We start from the raw sequence: 15187 nt of genomic DNA on the forward strand, positions 1-15187 counted from the left end.
GTACGTTTGTCCCACATCTTCCCCCAAAACTGCGTCGGGGCGAGCGTGCTTCGTTTATAGCGTTGAAAAAATATGGAACAAGTGAAGTGGAGTTTGACGTTAGTCAAACTGTTCCGCTGCATGGGCCGCCCTGATGCTTTCGATGAGCGAGGCCAGCGCCCGCGACGGCTTCAGCCCTTTCTTGACCACCAGATCAAAGCCGCAATCGAAGGACGGCGCGACCGGCGACAGGCAGCGCAGTTCCCCCTGCGCCACCCAGTGGGCGGCATAATGTTCGGGCAGATAGCCGATGAATCTGCCGCTTCGGATCAGGATCAACTGCGGCTCGATCTCATAGACCACCGCCTTGATGTTCTCGAATCCGAGCTCTGCATGGTGCCGGTCCCGCCAGTAACCGCGCCCGACCATATCCGCCCTGAGCAGGGTTTGCAGGTTGAGTTGCGGCGCGGGCATCCCGAAGAACGGATGTTTCGCCCCGCAATAAAGCGCATGCGTCTCCCGGTGCAGCGGCTGATAGCTCAGGCCCGCCGCCTTGTGGGGAAAGCTCCCGATCGCCACGTCGATCGCCCCGCTCAGAACCTTCTGCAACAGCTCCTGCGGCTGGTTCTGCGTCACCTCGAAGCGGATATCGTTGGGCACCGACAGATAGTCCGCGAAAGCCGCGTGCAGGCGCGCGTTGGGGTCGGTGGCGATGGCATCCACCAGCCCGACGCGGATCTCCCCGACAAGCTGCCCTTTCAGCGCGCTGACGCCCACGGAAAACTCTTCCATGTTCCTCAGCAGCCGCTGCGTCTCCGCAAAGACGAGCTTGCCCTTGTCGCTGAGCTTGAATCCCCCCCGCCCGCGCTGACAAAGCGAAACGCCGAGGCGCTGCTCAAGTGCGGTGATGTGATTGCTGATCGTCGACGGACCGACCCCAAGCTCCGTCTGCGCGGCGGCAAAGCCGCCATGGCGCACGACTGCGTCGAACACTCGGAGAAGCCGAAAATCACTGCCGGAAATGCGCATGAAAACTGATAAGCACAAACGGGTTCGACAATGAACAGGTTTCTCGAAGGCTCCCGGCGGGAACCTCTTGAAAATTAATCGCGTTGGAATTTTCAGAACGTGGAAATTTTTCAAGCGAAGGAGAACGACATGACATCACAGCGCCAAGCCACTGCCAATCTGGTCCATAACGGTGAATATTCCGATATGCGCTTCGTCAACATGATGTCCGCTCACCACGCGATGGCGGTTTCCATGGCCGAAGTCGCGCTGGACAAGGGCGAACATGACGAACTCGTCGATTTCGCGAAAACCATGATCAAGGATCAGAAGAAAGAGATCGAGACGCTCGACAAGATCATCGAAGACCTCGACGGTCCCAACAGCGTGGCCACCGAAACCCACCCCCATGAACGCAGCATGCTGGGAATGGACAGCCCCGAGGAGCTTGCCCGGAAATCGCCCTTCGACAAGGCGTTCATCGACTCCCAGCTGCCGCACCACGCCTCGGCCATCGAAATGGCTGCGGTGGCGCTAAAGCAGAGCCAGAACGACGACATCAAGAAGCTTTCGCGCAGCATCATCGATGCCCAGTGCAAGGAGATCGGGAAGATGATCGACTGGCGCCATAGCTGGTATGGTGAAAAGGGCTGATCTGCTGCTGGGCGGGCAGGATGCGAGGTTCGATGCCCCACCCGCACCCGCCGCAGTGCAGAAAACAGCAAGTATCCAGTGGGAAGAAGGCTTTTCTCGCCCCTGTCGATAGGTAACTTTGATGATGCATGAGAGTTGCGGGGATTTATGCCGACATTGATCGCCATCATCTTGATCTTTGTGTTGTCACTGGGTTTCACGGTCGCCTTGCGTGCGGGTGCCACGGCTTCGGTCACCTACCCGCAAAAGCGCCCGATCCTTGGCGGCGGCGATCCTGAAACCCATGCCTGGCAACGCTTCCACGTCCGCTATTACACCATGACCCTGCTCTTCGTCGCCTTCGAGATGGAGATGATGTTCATGTACCCCTGGGCCGTCGTCTTCGTCGAGGAAGGGCCGAAAGCGCTGGCGGAGATGGGCATGTTCCTGACGATCCTGTCGGTCGGCATCCTCTATGGCTGGCGGGAAGGGATATTCCGATGGGAATGAACTGGCTCGCCCATCTGGCCGCGCGCGCCGAGGTGCCGGTTTTCCTCGCCGAAGGCGAAGCCGCCCCGGCGGAATACGCCCATCTGCTGGCCCGGATGCCCGCCCTGCGCATGGTGGACACGCCGCGCGCGGCGGCGATCCTTCTGGTGGTGGGCACGGTACCGAAGGCGCTCTTGCCCCAGCTTCACCGCCTGCATGACCAGTTGCCCCACCCCCGGGCCACCATCCTCTGGCAATCGCGCAACGACCTGTCGGGCGCAAAGCGGATAGACAGCGCCGAGGATATCGGCACCGCCATAAAGACCCTCCACAGCGACCTTCTGGCGGGCAATGTGGAAAGCGAGCCTGACATCCTGCCCGACGCGCCGCCCAACGAATGGCGCGGCGTGGGGCCGCACGGTCAGGGCGGCAAGGGCATGATGGGCGGCACGCCCTATGGCAGGCCCATGGCGATGACCGCCGCGGACCTGCGCGACGGCTTGGAGCTCGACACCTACACGGCCGATTTCGGCCCCTTCCTGCCGATGTTTCCGCCGGGGCTGGTGCTGAAGCTGACCCTGCAGGGCGACGTCATACAAACCGTCGCCGTCACCCACCCGCCGTTCGAGACGACCGAGGACCGGGGCTGGGTTCTGCTCGACCTGCTGGGCCTGCCCGCGCTGGCCCAAAGGAAATTGCGCGGCGACGCCACGGGCAAGGGATCTTTCGACCGGCTGGCCCGGCTGACAGCGGCCCGGGCCGCGATCCCCGATGGGCTGGGCCGCACGCATGACGGCTCCGACGTCCGGGCGCGGTTCGATCATTTGATGTCCCGCAGAGACTCCGCGCTGAACCTGCATCTGCACCACACCGGCCTCGACGACCTGCTCGTCGGTCTCGAATGGCATGAAGCGATGCTGGTGCTGAACAGCTTCGACACCGCATCGCTGCGCACCATCTGCGGCAATACCCCGGAGCCGGAAACCGATGACGACGCGGATGGCGAGGATGACAAAAAGGAAGGCGGCATGGATCATGGCGCCCACGCGGGTCACATGTGATGAGCTTTCCTGTCGCCTTCCTCATCATGCTGGTCTTCCTGCTCTTCGGCATCGCCCTTGCCGCGATCCTTGACGGAGTCATTTACCGCCGCATCGCCGGCCGCCCCGGCATCCCGGTACTGATGCCCTTCTACAGGGCCGCGGCGCATCTGAGCCGCCAGCGCATCGAGACGGAAGCCCCCGACAGGCTCAACTGGTTCCTCGCCATTGGGGGATATATCGCCGTCGGCGCGGTGGGGCTTGCCGTCGTGCCGCTCGGGCCCGAGAGCGCGGTCATCGGGATCAAGACCAGCGTGGTGCTTTGGGGGGCCTGCGAGGCGCTCGTGGTCGTTCTGGTCTTTTTGCACGGCTGGTCGCCCAATTCCCCCCTCGCCCTGATCGGGGCCTACCGCTACGTCGCCATCGGCCTGCCCATCATGCTGCTCAGTATGTTCGTGCTGATCGCTGCCGCCCTGCCTGCCCAATCGCTCGACCTGCGCGAAATCGTGATATCGCAGGAAGACATCTGGAACGTCATCCGCCAACCGCTGGGCCTGCCGCTTTTCCTGCTGCTGGGCCTGTCGCTGACCCTGCGCGGCCCGTTCGACTATGCCGACAGCACCGACCTCGCAGGCGGCACCGCTGCCGAGGATTCAGGCGCGTACCGGGCGGGCTGGCAGGTTGCCCGCCTGACGATGCTGGTGGGCTTTTCGGCGGTCGCCGCCACGGCCTTCCTCGGCGGGTATCTGGGTCCTGTCCTTCCCGGGCCGGTCTGGCTGGCGCTGAAGACGCTCGTTGTCATGGTGCTCGTGATCGGGTTGTCCCATCTGCTGGCGCGGATGCCCGTGGCGCGGATGCTGGGGCTGATCTGGAAGGTGCTGCTGCCCATCGCCTTCGTTGACCTGCTGCTGGCCGGACTGGTGGCGCTGGCATGACGGATATCGCCTTCTATACCCTCTCCGCCCTCGCGATCTGGAGCGGCTGGCGCGTCTTCCGGGTCGACTCGATGATCCGCGCGACATTCGCGCTGATGGTTTCCTTCATCTCCGTCGCGGGGATCGCGTTGCTGATGTCCGCCGATTACATTGGGGTCGCCACGGTCTTCATGATGGCGGTCGAGATGATGGTCATGGCCCTTTTCATGGTGATGTTCATGATGAACCCCGCCGGGCTCAACCCGATGCAGATGGTCCACCAGTACCGGTTTTCGATCGGTGCCGGCATCGTCGCCTTCATCGGGCTTTCGGTCGCAGTGCTGGCCACGAACCTGCCCCATAATCCCCTGCCCGCGGGCCGCGATACCATGCGCGATCTGGGCATCGAACTGCTGGGCGCCTCGATGCTGATCTTTGAAACAGCCGGGGTCACGCTGCTGGCCACCATGCTGGGCGCCGTCGCCCTGTCGAGCCGCAACGGAAGGTTCGGCAATTCCGAAGAAGGCGCGCTACCGCCGGGTCTGCACCCGGGCGGCACCCCCGCCGGTCGCAAGGTCGAAAAGGGCGGAGGTCATGGTGGGCACGGTGGCCACGGCGGTCATGGTGGTCACGGGGGACACGGCGACCATGGCATGAAAGAGTCTGACAAGGCGGGCGACAAGGGCGACACCGACGCGGGCCATATGCACCACCACGCCCCCGCCCCTGACGAAGATCACCAGCACACCCCGAAGAAGGAGCATTGAGATGACATTGACCGCCATCCTCATCGTCGCCTCCGCGCTCTTCGGGATCGGACTGTTCGGCGCGCTGTCGCAGAAGTCCTTCGTCATGCTGATGATGGGGCTTGAGCTGATGCTGAACGGCACCCTGCTGGCGGCGGTGGGCTTCTGGTCCTTCACGCTCGCGGGCGCGCCCGAGGGGCAGTTGCTCGCCATCCTGATCATGGCCGTCATGGCCGTCGAACTGGCCATCGGCTTCGCCCTCGTGGTGGCCGTCTATCGCAAACGGCAGGCCGATGTGATCGAAGCGCTGGGGACGATGAAGCAATGACGCTCTGGCTCCTCCCCCTCCTGCCCATCGTCGCGGGCGCGATCATCGCCGCGATGGGCGACCGGCCCCGGGGCTGGCTCGGCTTCTGGGCCGTGACCGTCATGGCGCTCACCTTCGCGATCGCCCTCGTCGCCGTCCTGCAGGACTGGACGGGCAGCCTGATCTGGTCCGACGCGATCCGCCTTTCCGCCGCCTTCACGCCCATATCGGCAGCGGTGGCGCTGATGGTGCCCGTCGTCGCGCTGGCCGTTATCTTCCACGCCGCGCAGCACGAAAAATCAAAGGGCCTCGGGCGTCTCGTCGGGCTGATGATCCTCTTTGCCGGGGGCATGGAACTGGTCGTCGTCGCCAATGACCTGCTGACGCTGATCATGGGGTGGGAGCTCATCGGCGCCTGTTCGTGGGCGCTGATCTCGCACAAATGGCAGGACATCGAGAACCCCCGCTCGGGCCTTTACGCCTTCGTCATGACACGCTTCGGCGATCTGGGTCTTTTTGCCGCCGTCATGGCGCTCTATGCCGGGACGGGATCGTTCGAATACGCCGGGATAGAGACGCTGGAAGGGCCGCTTCAATGGGTCGTGGCCTATGGCATCCTGCTGTCGGCGGCGTCGAAGGCGGGTCAGGTTCCCTTCGGTACATGGCTGTTTAGGGCTATGGCGGGCCCCAGCTCGGTATCCGCCCTCCTTCACGCGGCGACACTGGTGGCGGCGGGTACCTATATCCTCGCCCGGCTTCAGCCCTCCCTGTCGCTGGCGCCGGGGTTCGATGCCACGGCGATCACCATCGGTTTGGTCACGGCCCTTGTCGGCGGGGTTGTCGGCGTCCTGCAAAATCACGCCAAACGGCTGCTGGCGGCCTCCACCTCGGCACAGCTCGGGTTCATGTTCATCGCCGTCGGGGTGGGCTATCCGGCGATCGCGATCTTCCACCTGATCGTGCATGCGACCTTCAAGGCGCCGCTTTTCCTTGCCGCGGGCCTCGCGGGGGATGCGGTGGGCGGCTACCGGCTCGACCGGATGATGCTGGGCCGGGCGATGCCCGTGGCGGCCGTATTGACGGCCATCGCAGCACTTGGCCTCGCAGGCTTTCCCGCGACCGGCGGCGGCTGGAGCAAGGAAGAGATCATCAAGGCGACCGAACACACCGGATACTGGCTGCCCGTCGCGGTGATGATCGGCGGCGCGCTCAGCGCGGCCTATGCCACCCGGTTCCTGCTTCTGGCCTTCGGCTGGAAAAGCGATGACGACCGGACCATTGAAAAGCCGGGATGGGCCGAAATCATCGGCCTTGCGCTGCTGTCCTTCATGACCCTGACCGCCAGCCTCCTGTGGTTCAAACCGGTCTCCGAACCGTTCGCGGAAGTGCTGGACAGCACGCTCCCCAAGGGCAGCACGCTGCTCATGATCCTGTCCTTCACCTTCATCGCCGCCGGTGTGCTGAGCGGTGTTTATCTGGTCCGGCGGCATCCTGCACTGGGCGCCCACGGCACCGCCGCTGCCGCCGCCGAATGGCTGGGGCTTCCCCAGCTCGTCACGGTTCTTGTGGTACGCCCGGCCGAGGCGCTCGCCCGCACAGGCGCGTGGATCGACGACACCGTGATCGATGCAGGCCCGCGCGGGATTGGTGCGCTTGGCCGCAGGGCAGCCGCCGCGATCGCAAGAACGGATGATCGCGTCGTCGACATGGGTATCCGCAGCACCGCCCGCTTCGGCGACTGGCTGGCCCATGTCACCGATCGCTTCGGAGAGGCGCTTTCAGACGGGCTCCCCGAAGGCAGCGCCAGCCTGACCGGCATGCTGGGCCGGGATCTACGGCGGCTGCAGACCGGCCTTTCGCACCACTATTACGCCTACATCGTCGGCGGCGTTGTCGCCGTAATCGCCATTCTCGCCGCAGGAGCATGACATGCTGACACTCGCCATCCTGATCCCGATACTGGGTGCCCTGTTTCTGGCTTTCATGCCGAATACGAGCCATTCCGCGGCCCGCATCATCGCGGTCGCCACCTCGGCCCTCACGTTCCTCGTGCTGCTGATCGTCTGGGCAGGGTTCGATACCGGCGCGGGTGCGCCCGCCTTCCAGTTCTATGCCGAAGCGCCATGGATACCCGCGCTCGGCGTTGCGTGGCGCGTCGGCGTGGACGGCATGTCGCTGGCGCTCTCGCTGATGAGCGCGTTTCTCTTCATCGGCTGCATCGCATGGCCCATGGAAAACCCCGAACGCCCCCGCGCCTATTATGCATGGTTCCTGTTTCTTGAATCGGTCTCGCTGGGCCTGTTCATGGTCCTCGACCTGCTGATCTTCTACGTCTTCTTCGACCTCAGCCTCGTGGGGATGTTCTTCCTCATCGGGCGCTGGGGGCACGGCGATGCACAGGGCGCGGCGCTCAAGTTCTTCATCTACACGCTCGCCGGTTCGCTCGCGATCCTGCTGGCGATCATCGGGCTGGTGCTGACGATGGACCCGATCACCTTCGACATGCGCGCCCTGATCGCGGCCCAGCCGCTCGCCGGGATGGACCTGCGCGGCGGGCTGATCCTGCTGGGGTTCGTCGCCGGTTTCGCCATCAAGGCACCGCTGTTTCCCGTCCATACGTGGTTGCCGCCCGCGCATGTGATGGCGCCGGGGCCCGCCTCGGCGATCCTTGCCGGGGTGCTGCTGAAGATGGGGACATACGGGCTGGTGCGGATCCCCTTCCAGATGATGCGCGATACCTTTGCCGATTACGCCCTGCCGCTGGCGCTCGTCGCGCTTGCGTCGATCCTCTGGGGGGCGATTGTCGCCCTTGGCCAGACCGATCTGAAACGGCGCATCGCCTATACCTCGGTCAACCACATGGGCTACACCGTTCTGGGCATCGCCGCCGCCGGGGCACTGCTGAGCGGTTCGGAAAGCGCACGCGAAATGGCGCTGACGGGCGCCGTCGTCGAAATGGTCGCCCACGGGCTGATCACCGGCGCGCTCTTTCTGATTGCCGGGGGCTTCTGGGCGCGGGCGGAAACCTATGACATGGACGCCTACGGGGGCCTTGCCAAAGTCGCCCCGCGCCTGACGACCGCCGCCGTCATCGCCTCCTTCGCCAGTCTGGGCCTGCCGGGGCTGGCGGGTTTCGTGGCCGAGGTGCAGATTTTCGTCGGCACTTTCGCCGTCTTCCCGCTGATCGCGGCCATCGGCCTGCTGGGCATCCTGATCACCGCCGCGCTGTTCCTGCGGCTGCTGCAACAGGTCTTCTTCGGCGAGCTGCCGAAAGCGCGCGAAGGCTTTCCCGATGTCAGCCTGCGCGAAGGCAGCATCCTTGCCGCGATACTCGCGCTGGTCATCCTGATCGGTATTTATCCCCGCTGGCTTCTTGACCTGATCGGCAGCAGCACATCCGCCATCATAGGGGGCTGACCGTGCCGATCAGCGACGTCTTCCCCGAAATAGCGATCATCGTCGCGGCGGTGCTTGCGCTGCTCTTCGCGGTCTTCGCACCGCGCCGTCTTCAGGCGGGGGCGGCGCTGGTGGCGCTTGCGGGCATTGCCATCGCGATTGTCCTGATACTGGCCCAGCTGGGCGAAACCCGGTTCACCTTTTCGAACACATGGGCGCTGGACGGGGCGAGCCTCTGGGCGAGGCTGATGATCCTGCTGGGCGCCGCCTTCTGCATCCTGTTGTCGCCCGGCTGGTTCCGGACCGATCCGAGGCATGGGGAATATTACACGATCCTGCTGCTCGCCACCTTAGGCGCCATGACGATGGCCGGGGCCGGTGATCTGCTGCAACTGACCATCGCGGTGCTGCTTTCCTCGGTCACGGGGTACACGCTGGCCGCATGGCACCGCGACTGGGCGCTCTCCGTCGAGGCGGGCATGAAATATTTCCTCATGGGGGCGCTGTCGAACGCGCTGCTCATCACCGGCGTCACGCTGATGCTGGGGTTGCTCGGCTCCACCGCCTATGCGGAGATCAAGACAACGCTCGCCCTGGGCACGGGCCTCTCCCCCCTTCTCTTCGTGGGCTTCGCACTGACGATCACCGGCGTGGCCTTCAAGCTGGGTGCCGTGCCCGCCCATGCATGGCTGCCGGATGTGGCAGAGGGCGCGCCTGTCCCCTCGGCGGCGTTCCTGACCGTGGTGCCCAAGATCGGCGCGGCGATCGCACTGGCGCGGCTCGTGCAGCTCGTGCCGCCCGAAATGCTCGGCCTGCGCCCGCTCATCGCGGTGCTGGCCGCGGCTACGATGACGCTCGGCAATCTCGCCGCCTTCTGGCAGGACGATATGCGGCGGCTCATCGGCTGGTCGTCGGTGGCGCAGGCCGGGTACGTCCTGATGGCGGTGACCGTTCTGGGCCTCAGCCCCGATGCGCTTACCGCCCTGCTGGCCTTCATCGCCAGCTATGCCATCGGCAACCTGACGGCCTTTGCCGTGGTTGCCTATCTGCGGGGCCGCACGGCGCTTTCCGATTACGACGGTCTGGCAAAGCAGCGCCCGCTCGTGGCCACGGTGCTGGTCATCTCTTTCCTGTCACTGGTGGGCATCCCGCCCACGGTCGGGTTCCTGGGCAAACTCGCGCTGTTCCTGACAACGATCGAGGGCGGCTATCTCTGGCTCGCGGTGCTGGCGGCGGCGAATACCGTCGCCTCGCTCTTCTACTATGCGCGGGTGATGGGCCGGACCTATTTCAACGAACCGCAGGGCCATATCGCGGTGCTGGACCGTTCCAGCGGTTCGGCGATGGTGATCGGCGGCGCGCTGGTGATTGTCGCGGCCCTTCTGGCCGGCAGCGCCTTCGTGGCGTTCGAGGCGAGCCGGATCCTGCCCTGAGGCATCCGGCACAAGGCACCGGACCGTAACCGCTTCAGCACGCCTTCCGCAGGGTCCGTGCCCCGGTCATTCCCAGGCCTCGCCGGAACTCGCCTTGTCAGACACCGTTACCGTGGTGCCGTCGTAGCGTTCAACCGTGGTCACGGTAAAGCTTTGCAGCGTGAACCATGTCGCCACCGATACCAGCGTGATTGCGGCCAGCCCCGTCAGAAATGCACCCATGTCACCGGCTCCCTTCGCGTCTTGCCGTGCCGTCCTCGATCTCGGCCAGCCAGAGCTCGTGATGCTCCTCGGCCCAGTTCCGGTCGACCTTGCCGCCCCACATGGCTTCGATCGCCCCCTGCATGCCGACGGTTCCGATGTAGATATGACCGATAAAAATCGCGATCAGCATGACGGCGATGCCCGCGTGGATCAGCATGACCCAGCTCATCCCTTCAAGGTCGAGCCAGTAGAACGGGAACATCAGCGTGATGCCCGTGCCGATCATGATCAGCCCGCCGATCACCGCCGACCAGAAGATGAGTTTTTGACCGGCATTGAACTTGCGCGCGGGCGGGTTGTCGGGATCGTCCGAAAAGAACCCCCCTCCCCGCTTGAGCCACTGGATATCGAGCCGGCTGGGCAGGTTGCCCCAGGTCCATTTCAGGATCATGAAAAGCACGCCCAGCGTGAATGTCGGGAAGAACAGCACATGCCCCCAGGTCGACAGCCAGCCGAGATCGCCCAGCAGCGGCTCACCGAAGGGGCGGATCACGGTATCGCCGTAGGCAATCACCAGCCCGGTCAGCGCAAGCCCCAGAAAGCTGACCGCCGTCATCCAGTGGTTCGCGCGTTCCAGAAAGCCGAAGCGTTTCACGGTCTTGCCACTGCGCCCTTTCGCGATGGGCACGCGGCCCCGGATGGCAAGGATCAGCGCCAGCAGGAAGCTGAAGCCGAGGATCGCGAGCGCGCCCAGATGCGTGACGAAATCCGCCATGCCAAAGCGCCAGTTGCGCCCATCCGGCCGCTCGAACAAAGCGGCCCCGGCATAGGGCAGAGACGAGATGCCAAAGACCCGCTGCGGCCCTCGCACCATCGTCGCCGTCTCTCCGTCCATCTGCGCCCAAGCTTCCGTGAAGCCGACGCCGGTTTCCTCCCCCATCGGGGATTCAATCAGCCGCGGCCCGCCGCCGATGACATATTCGGGCACTTCGGCATCCGGCGACGGGCCGGACCGGAACCGTTCATCCTGCAGCTTTGTCCGGGCGCGCAGAACGTCGCTGGCAATGATACCTGACTGGATTTCAACACCGTCGGTCTCCCCCTCGCCCGATGCAGCGCCCCAATGGACCTCCGGCACCGTCAGGCTGTCATCGTCGAACAGCTCCCATACCTGCCAGATCAACAGAAAGCCCAGGATCAGCGCCGCGATGGCGCCGCCGATGCGATAGGCCGTAAAATCCCGGCCATGGATTTTTACCTCGTCACTCATCCCCGATCATCCGGATAATAGGCGGAGGACCATCCCCAGGCGCCGGAGCCGAAGCCCCGTGCGATGACGCGCTCGCGGTAGATCTCTCCGATGGTTTCACCGTCACCGGCCAGCAGCGCGCGGGTCGAACAGACCTCCGCGCAGATCGGCAGCTTGCCCTCCGCAATGCGGTTACGGCCGTATTTCCTGAACTCTTCCTCGCTGCCGTTCTCTTCCGGGCCACCCGCGCAATAGGTGCATTTGTCCATCGTTCCGCGCGTGCCGAAAAGGGTGGAGCGTGGAAACTGCGGCGCACCGAAGGGGCAGGCGTAATAGCAATAGCCGCAGCCGATGCAGGTGTCCTTGTCATGCAGAACGATGCCCAGATCGGTCTGGTAGAGGGTCGAAACCGGGCAGACCGCGACGCAGGGCGCGTCGGTGCAATGCATGCAAGATATGGCGACGGACTTCTCGCCCGGCTCGCCGTCGTTGATCGTCACCACCCGGCGGCGCACCATGCCCCAGGGAACTTCGTGTTCGTTCTTGCAGACCGTCGCGCAGGCGTTGCATTCGATACAACGCTCGGTGTCGCAAAGAAATTTCAAGCGTGCCATTCTGCCTCCTTACGCGGGTTCGATACGACACAGGGTCGCTTTCGTTTCCTGCATCTGTGTCACTGGATCGTAGCCATAGGTCTGCACCGTGTTCGATGCCTCGCCGATCACAAAGGGCGCCGCGCCTTCGGGGTAGCGGTCCGCGATACGCTCGCCCATCCACATCCCGGCGAAGTGAAACGGCATGAACACCGTCCCCGGGCCAACCCGTTTCGTGACCAGCGCCTCGACCTGAACCGTGCCTTCGGGTGTGCTGACGCGGCATGGCTCGCCATGGGTGATCCCGACGCGGGCCGCGTCTTCGGGATTGATCTCCGCGAACATCTGCTGCTGAAATTCGGCGAGCCACTTGTTGGAACGCGTTTCGTCCCCCCCGCCTTCGAATTCGACCAGACGCCCGGATGTGAGCGCGAGGGGGAAGTCCGCCGCGTGATCGACCTCCTGGATCGAGCGGTAGAGCGTCGGGAGACGCCAAACCACCTGATCCTCGAAGGTCTGGTACTGCGGCAGCAGGTCGCGGCGCGGGGTATATAGCGGCTCCCGGTGCAGCGGCACCGGGTCGGGGAAGTTCCAGACCAGCACCCGCGCCTTGCCGTTGCCATAGGGGGCAAGGCCGTGCGCGATGGCCACCCGCTGGATCCCGCCCGACAGGTCGGTTTTCCAGTTCACGCGCCTGATCTTGTCGGCCACCGACAGATCCTCCGGCGCATCCTCCTGCGGGTTGTTGGCCAGATAGGATTCAATGGCCGTCAGCGCCCGCTCGGGATAATCCGGAAAACGCGTTCCGATATCCTCGCCGCCCCCGTCACCGCCCGACGCGTCCGATCCGCCGGACCCAAGGCGCTTTGCCTCCGTCTCCAGCGCATCCATCGCGGCGGCCGCATCGGCTTCGGACATGTTAAACATCTCCCAGCGGAACCTGTCCGTCGCGACCGAAACCGCGATCAGACGTTCCCGCGCGGTCAGCTCATCCAGCCAGCCGAGCGCCTCCAGCATGCCCATGGTCAGCTCGGGATAGCCGTCCTCGATCTCCGACCCCTTGGTGAAGCTGTCTTCTGCGAGCAGGTTGCGGCCTTCGTGCGTCACCCCCCAGCGGGCGCGGAAGGGCAGCCCGCCCTCGGCGACCGGTTTGGTGGTATCGTAAAGAATGGGCGTGCCGGGATGGCCCATCTCCGACCGCCCCCAACTTGGCCAGGGTAACCCGTAATATTCACCCTCCACCGGACCGGACATGCCCTTCAGCGTGACGGAATCGAACTTGTCCTGATGCTCCATGTGCAGCTTCAGCCGCTCCGGGCTCTGCCCGGTATACCCGATAGTCCATGTCCCGCGATTGATCTCGCGCAGGATATCCTCCGCCTCGGGCACACCGTCCTTGATCGAGATATGTTTGAACAATTCCTCGCCGAAGCCCAGGGCATCCGCCAGCATCCGGACGATCTCGTAATCTTCGCGGGCCTCGAATACAGGCTCCTGCACCTTGTCCCGCCACTGCAGGGACCGGTTGGAATTGGTGACCGATCCATGCATTTCCAGCGTCGTGCCCGCAGGCAGAAGGTACATGCCGTCGCTGCGCTCGGCCTCCACGGCGGTCTGGGTCGGGAAAGGGTCGACGACCACGACAAGGTCCGCCTCTTCCAGCGCGCGCTTGCGGTCGGGTCCGCGGGTCTGGCTGTTGGTGGCGTGACCCCAGAAGGTGATCGCGCGCAGCGGCGCGGGCTGCTTGAAGCTCTCGGCGTCCTCCAGGATGCCGTCGGCCCAGCGGCTCACCGGCACGCCGGGCTTTTCCATCAGCTCCTTGGAGCCGAAGCGCGACCTGAGCCAGTCATACTCGACATCCCAGACGCGGCCCCAATGCCGCCATGCGCCTTCCGTCAGCCCGTAATAGGCCGGCAGCGTATCACAGGACACGCCCAGATCGGTCGCCCCCTGCACGTTGTCATGGCCCCTGAAAATATTGGCGCCGCCGCCGACCTTGCCGATATTGCCCAGCAGAAGCTGCAGGATCGACGCCGCCCGCGTCTTGTTGTTGCCGATCGTCGATTGCGTCAGGCCCATGCACCAGATCAGTGTGCCGGGCCGGTTTTCGGCCAGCATCCGCGCGACCCGCTCGGTCTGCTCCGGGGGGATGCCGCTCACGCGCTCCACCTCTTCCGGTGTCCACTTTTCAATCTCGTCGAGCGCGTCCTCCAGCCCGAAAACCCGGCTTTCGATGAACTCCCGGTCTTCCCAGCCGTTCTTGAGGATGATCCGCGCAAGCCCCCACATGAAACCGACATCGGCACCGGGCCGGATGCGGACGAATTCATCCGCATGGGCGGCGGTTCTGGTAAAACGCGGATCGACCACGATCAGCGGCGCGCCGTTTTCCTTGCCGTTGAGGACATGCAGCAGCGACACGGGATGCGCCTCTGCCGGGTTGCCGCCGAAGATGATGATCGACTTGGAATTCCGGATGTCGTTGTAGGTGTTCGTCATCGCGCCGTAGCCGAATGTATTGGCCACACCGGCGACGGTGGTGGAATGGCAGATACGGGCCTGATGGTCGACGTTGTTCGTTCCCCAGAAGGCCGCAAACTTGCGGAACAGATAGGCCTGTTCGTTGGAAAATTTCGCCGACCCCATCCATGCCACGGCCTCGGGGCCGGATTCCTCGCGGATGCGCAGCAGCTCCGATGAAATCTCGGATATCGCCTGATCCCACGAAATGCGGCGCCATTCGCCGCCTTCCTTTTTCATTGGATATTTCAGACGGCGTTCGCCCACGGCGGTTTCGCGCGCGGCCGCACCCTTGGCGCAGTGGGTGCCCTGATTGATGGGGCTTTCAAAGACCGGCTCCTGCCCGATCCAGACGTCATCGCGCAACTCGGCCCAGATCGAACAGCCGACCGAGCAGAAGGGGCAGACCGTCTTGCGCACGACCATGTCCGCCGCCGCCGCTTTAGGCCCCGTTGCCGCCTGCACGCGGCCCGCGCCCGCGCCCGCGCTGAACGCGCCCAGGCTCAACCCCGTCAGACCGCTGCTGCGCAAAAAATTCCGCCTGGTCATCGCTGCCCGGGCGGGTGCTGTCGTATCTCCAATGCGCCGCAACATGGCTATCGTCCCCCTGCCTATCTACCGTTTACTTACGCACCAGCCGGTAGAATGTTTTTACGTGATCCGTTTCCTCGAACGT

The 15187-nt window shown here is 64.3% G+C and carries 14 protein-coding genes; 9 read left to right on the plus strand and 5 right to left on the minus strand.

Features of this window, described 5'->3' with window-relative positions:
• Nucleotides 1-99: 99 nt before the first annotated feature.
• Nucleotides 100-1008 carry a LysR family transcriptional regulator gene (locus A3728_RS17975; RefSeq protein ID WP_067926886.1) on the minus strand — a complete coding sequence of 303 codons (909 nt, stop codon included), beginning with the start codon at nucleotides 1006-1008 and terminating at the stop codon, nucleotides 100-102.
• Between the two features lie 129 nt (nucleotides 1009-1137).
• On the opposite strand from A3728_RS17975, the gene A3728_RS17980 reads away from it, so the two are divergent.
• The 9 genes from A3728_RS17980 (at nucleotide 1138) to A3728_RS18020 (ending at nucleotide 9945) form a co-directional block, all read left to right on the plus strand.
• On the plus strand, nucleotides 1138-1641 hold the full coding sequence (locus tag A3728_RS17980) for a DUF305 domain-containing protein (RefSeq protein ID WP_067926888.1): 504 nt from the start codon (nucleotides 1138-1140) through the stop codon (nucleotides 1639-1641).
• A gap of 147 nt (nucleotides 1642-1788) precedes the next feature.
• Nucleotides 1789-2130: an NADH-quinone oxidoreductase subunit A gene (locus A3728_RS17985; RefSeq protein WP_067926894.1), complete on the plus strand. Its 342-nt coding sequence runs from the start codon at nucleotides 1789-1791 to the stop codon at nucleotides 2128-2130.
• On the plus strand, nucleotides 2127-3170 hold the full coding sequence (locus A3728_RS17990; protein ID WP_150120875.1) for a hypothetical protein: 1044 nt from the start codon (nucleotides 2127-2129) through the stop codon (nucleotides 3168-3170). The genes A3728_RS17985 and A3728_RS17990 overlap by 4 nt, the downstream gene beginning before the upstream one ends.
• Nucleotides 3170-4084 (plus strand): NADH-quinone oxidoreductase subunit H, encoded by a 915-nt coding sequence (locus tag A3728_RS17995; protein ID WP_067926903.1) that lies wholly within the window; start codon nucleotides 3170-3172, stop codon nucleotides 4082-4084. Before A3728_RS17990 ends, A3728_RS17995 begins: the two co-directional genes overlap by 1 nt.
• Nucleotides 4081-4830: an NADH-quinone oxidoreductase subunit J family protein gene (locus A3728_RS18000; protein ID WP_082851163.1), complete on the plus strand. Its 750-nt coding sequence runs from the start codon at nucleotides 4081-4083 to the stop codon at nucleotides 4828-4830. Before A3728_RS17995 ends, A3728_RS18000 begins: the two co-directional genes overlap by 4 nt.
• 1 nt (nucleotide 4831) lies before the next feature.
• Nucleotides 4832-5137, plus strand: a complete 306-nt coding sequence (gene nuoK, locus A3728_RS18005; protein WP_067926906.1) for an NADH-quinone oxidoreductase subunit NuoK — start codon at nucleotides 4832-4834, stop codon at nucleotides 5135-5137.
• Nucleotides 5134-7044 (plus strand): NADH-quinone oxidoreductase subunit 5 family protein, encoded by a 1911-nt coding sequence (locus A3728_RS18010; protein ID WP_067926910.1) that lies wholly within the window; start codon nucleotides 5134-5136, stop codon nucleotides 7042-7044. Before nuoK ends, A3728_RS18010 begins: the two co-directional genes overlap by 4 nt.
• 1 nt (nucleotide 7045) lies before the next feature.
• On the plus strand, nucleotides 7046-8533 hold the full coding sequence (locus A3728_RS18015) for a complex I subunit 4 family protein (RefSeq protein ID WP_067926914.1): 1488 nt from the start codon (nucleotides 7046-7048) through the stop codon (nucleotides 8531-8533).
• 2 nt (nucleotides 8534-8535) lie between these two features.
• Nucleotides 8536-9945, plus strand: coding sequence for an NADH-quinone oxidoreductase subunit N (locus A3728_RS18020; protein ID WP_067926917.1), 1410 nt, complete (start codon nucleotides 8536-8538; stop codon nucleotides 9943-9945).
• 66 nt (nucleotides 9946-10011) lie between these two features.
• On the opposite strand, the gene A3728_RS23260 is transcribed toward A3728_RS18020, so the two are convergent.
• The 4 genes from A3728_RS23260 to A3728_RS18035 are packed head-to-tail and all read right to left on the minus strand — an operon-like array spanning nucleotide 10012 to nucleotide 15105.
• Nucleotides 10012-10167 carry a hypothetical protein gene (locus tag A3728_RS23260; protein WP_161487258.1) on the minus strand — a complete coding sequence of 52 codons (156 nt, stop codon included), beginning with the start codon at nucleotides 10165-10167 and terminating at the stop codon, nucleotides 10012-10014.
• Nucleotide 10168: 1 nt separating this feature from the next.
• On the minus strand, nucleotides 10169-11419 hold the full coding sequence (locus A3728_RS18025) for a formate dehydrogenase subunit gamma (protein WP_082851164.1): 1251 nt from the start codon (nucleotides 11417-11419) through the stop codon (nucleotides 10169-10171).
• Nucleotides 11416-12012 (minus strand): formate dehydrogenase FDH3 subunit beta, encoded by a 597-nt coding sequence (fdh3B, locus tag A3728_RS18030; RefSeq protein ID WP_067926920.1) that lies wholly within the window; start codon nucleotides 12010-12012, stop codon nucleotides 11416-11418. The genes A3728_RS18025 and fdh3B overlap by 4 nt, the downstream gene beginning before the upstream one ends.
• A 9-nt stretch (nucleotides 12013-12021) precedes the next feature.
• Nucleotides 12022-15105, minus strand: coding sequence for a formate dehydrogenase subunit alpha (locus A3728_RS18035; protein ID WP_082851165.1), 3084 nt, complete (start codon nucleotides 15103-15105; stop codon nucleotides 12022-12024).
• Nucleotides 15106-15187 lie beyond the last annotated feature (82 nt).

The sequence above is a fragment of the Sulfitobacter sp. HI0040 genome (assembly GCF_001634885.1).
GTDB lineage: Bacteria > Pseudomonadota > Alphaproteobacteria > Rhodobacterales > Rhodobacteraceae > Sulfitobacter.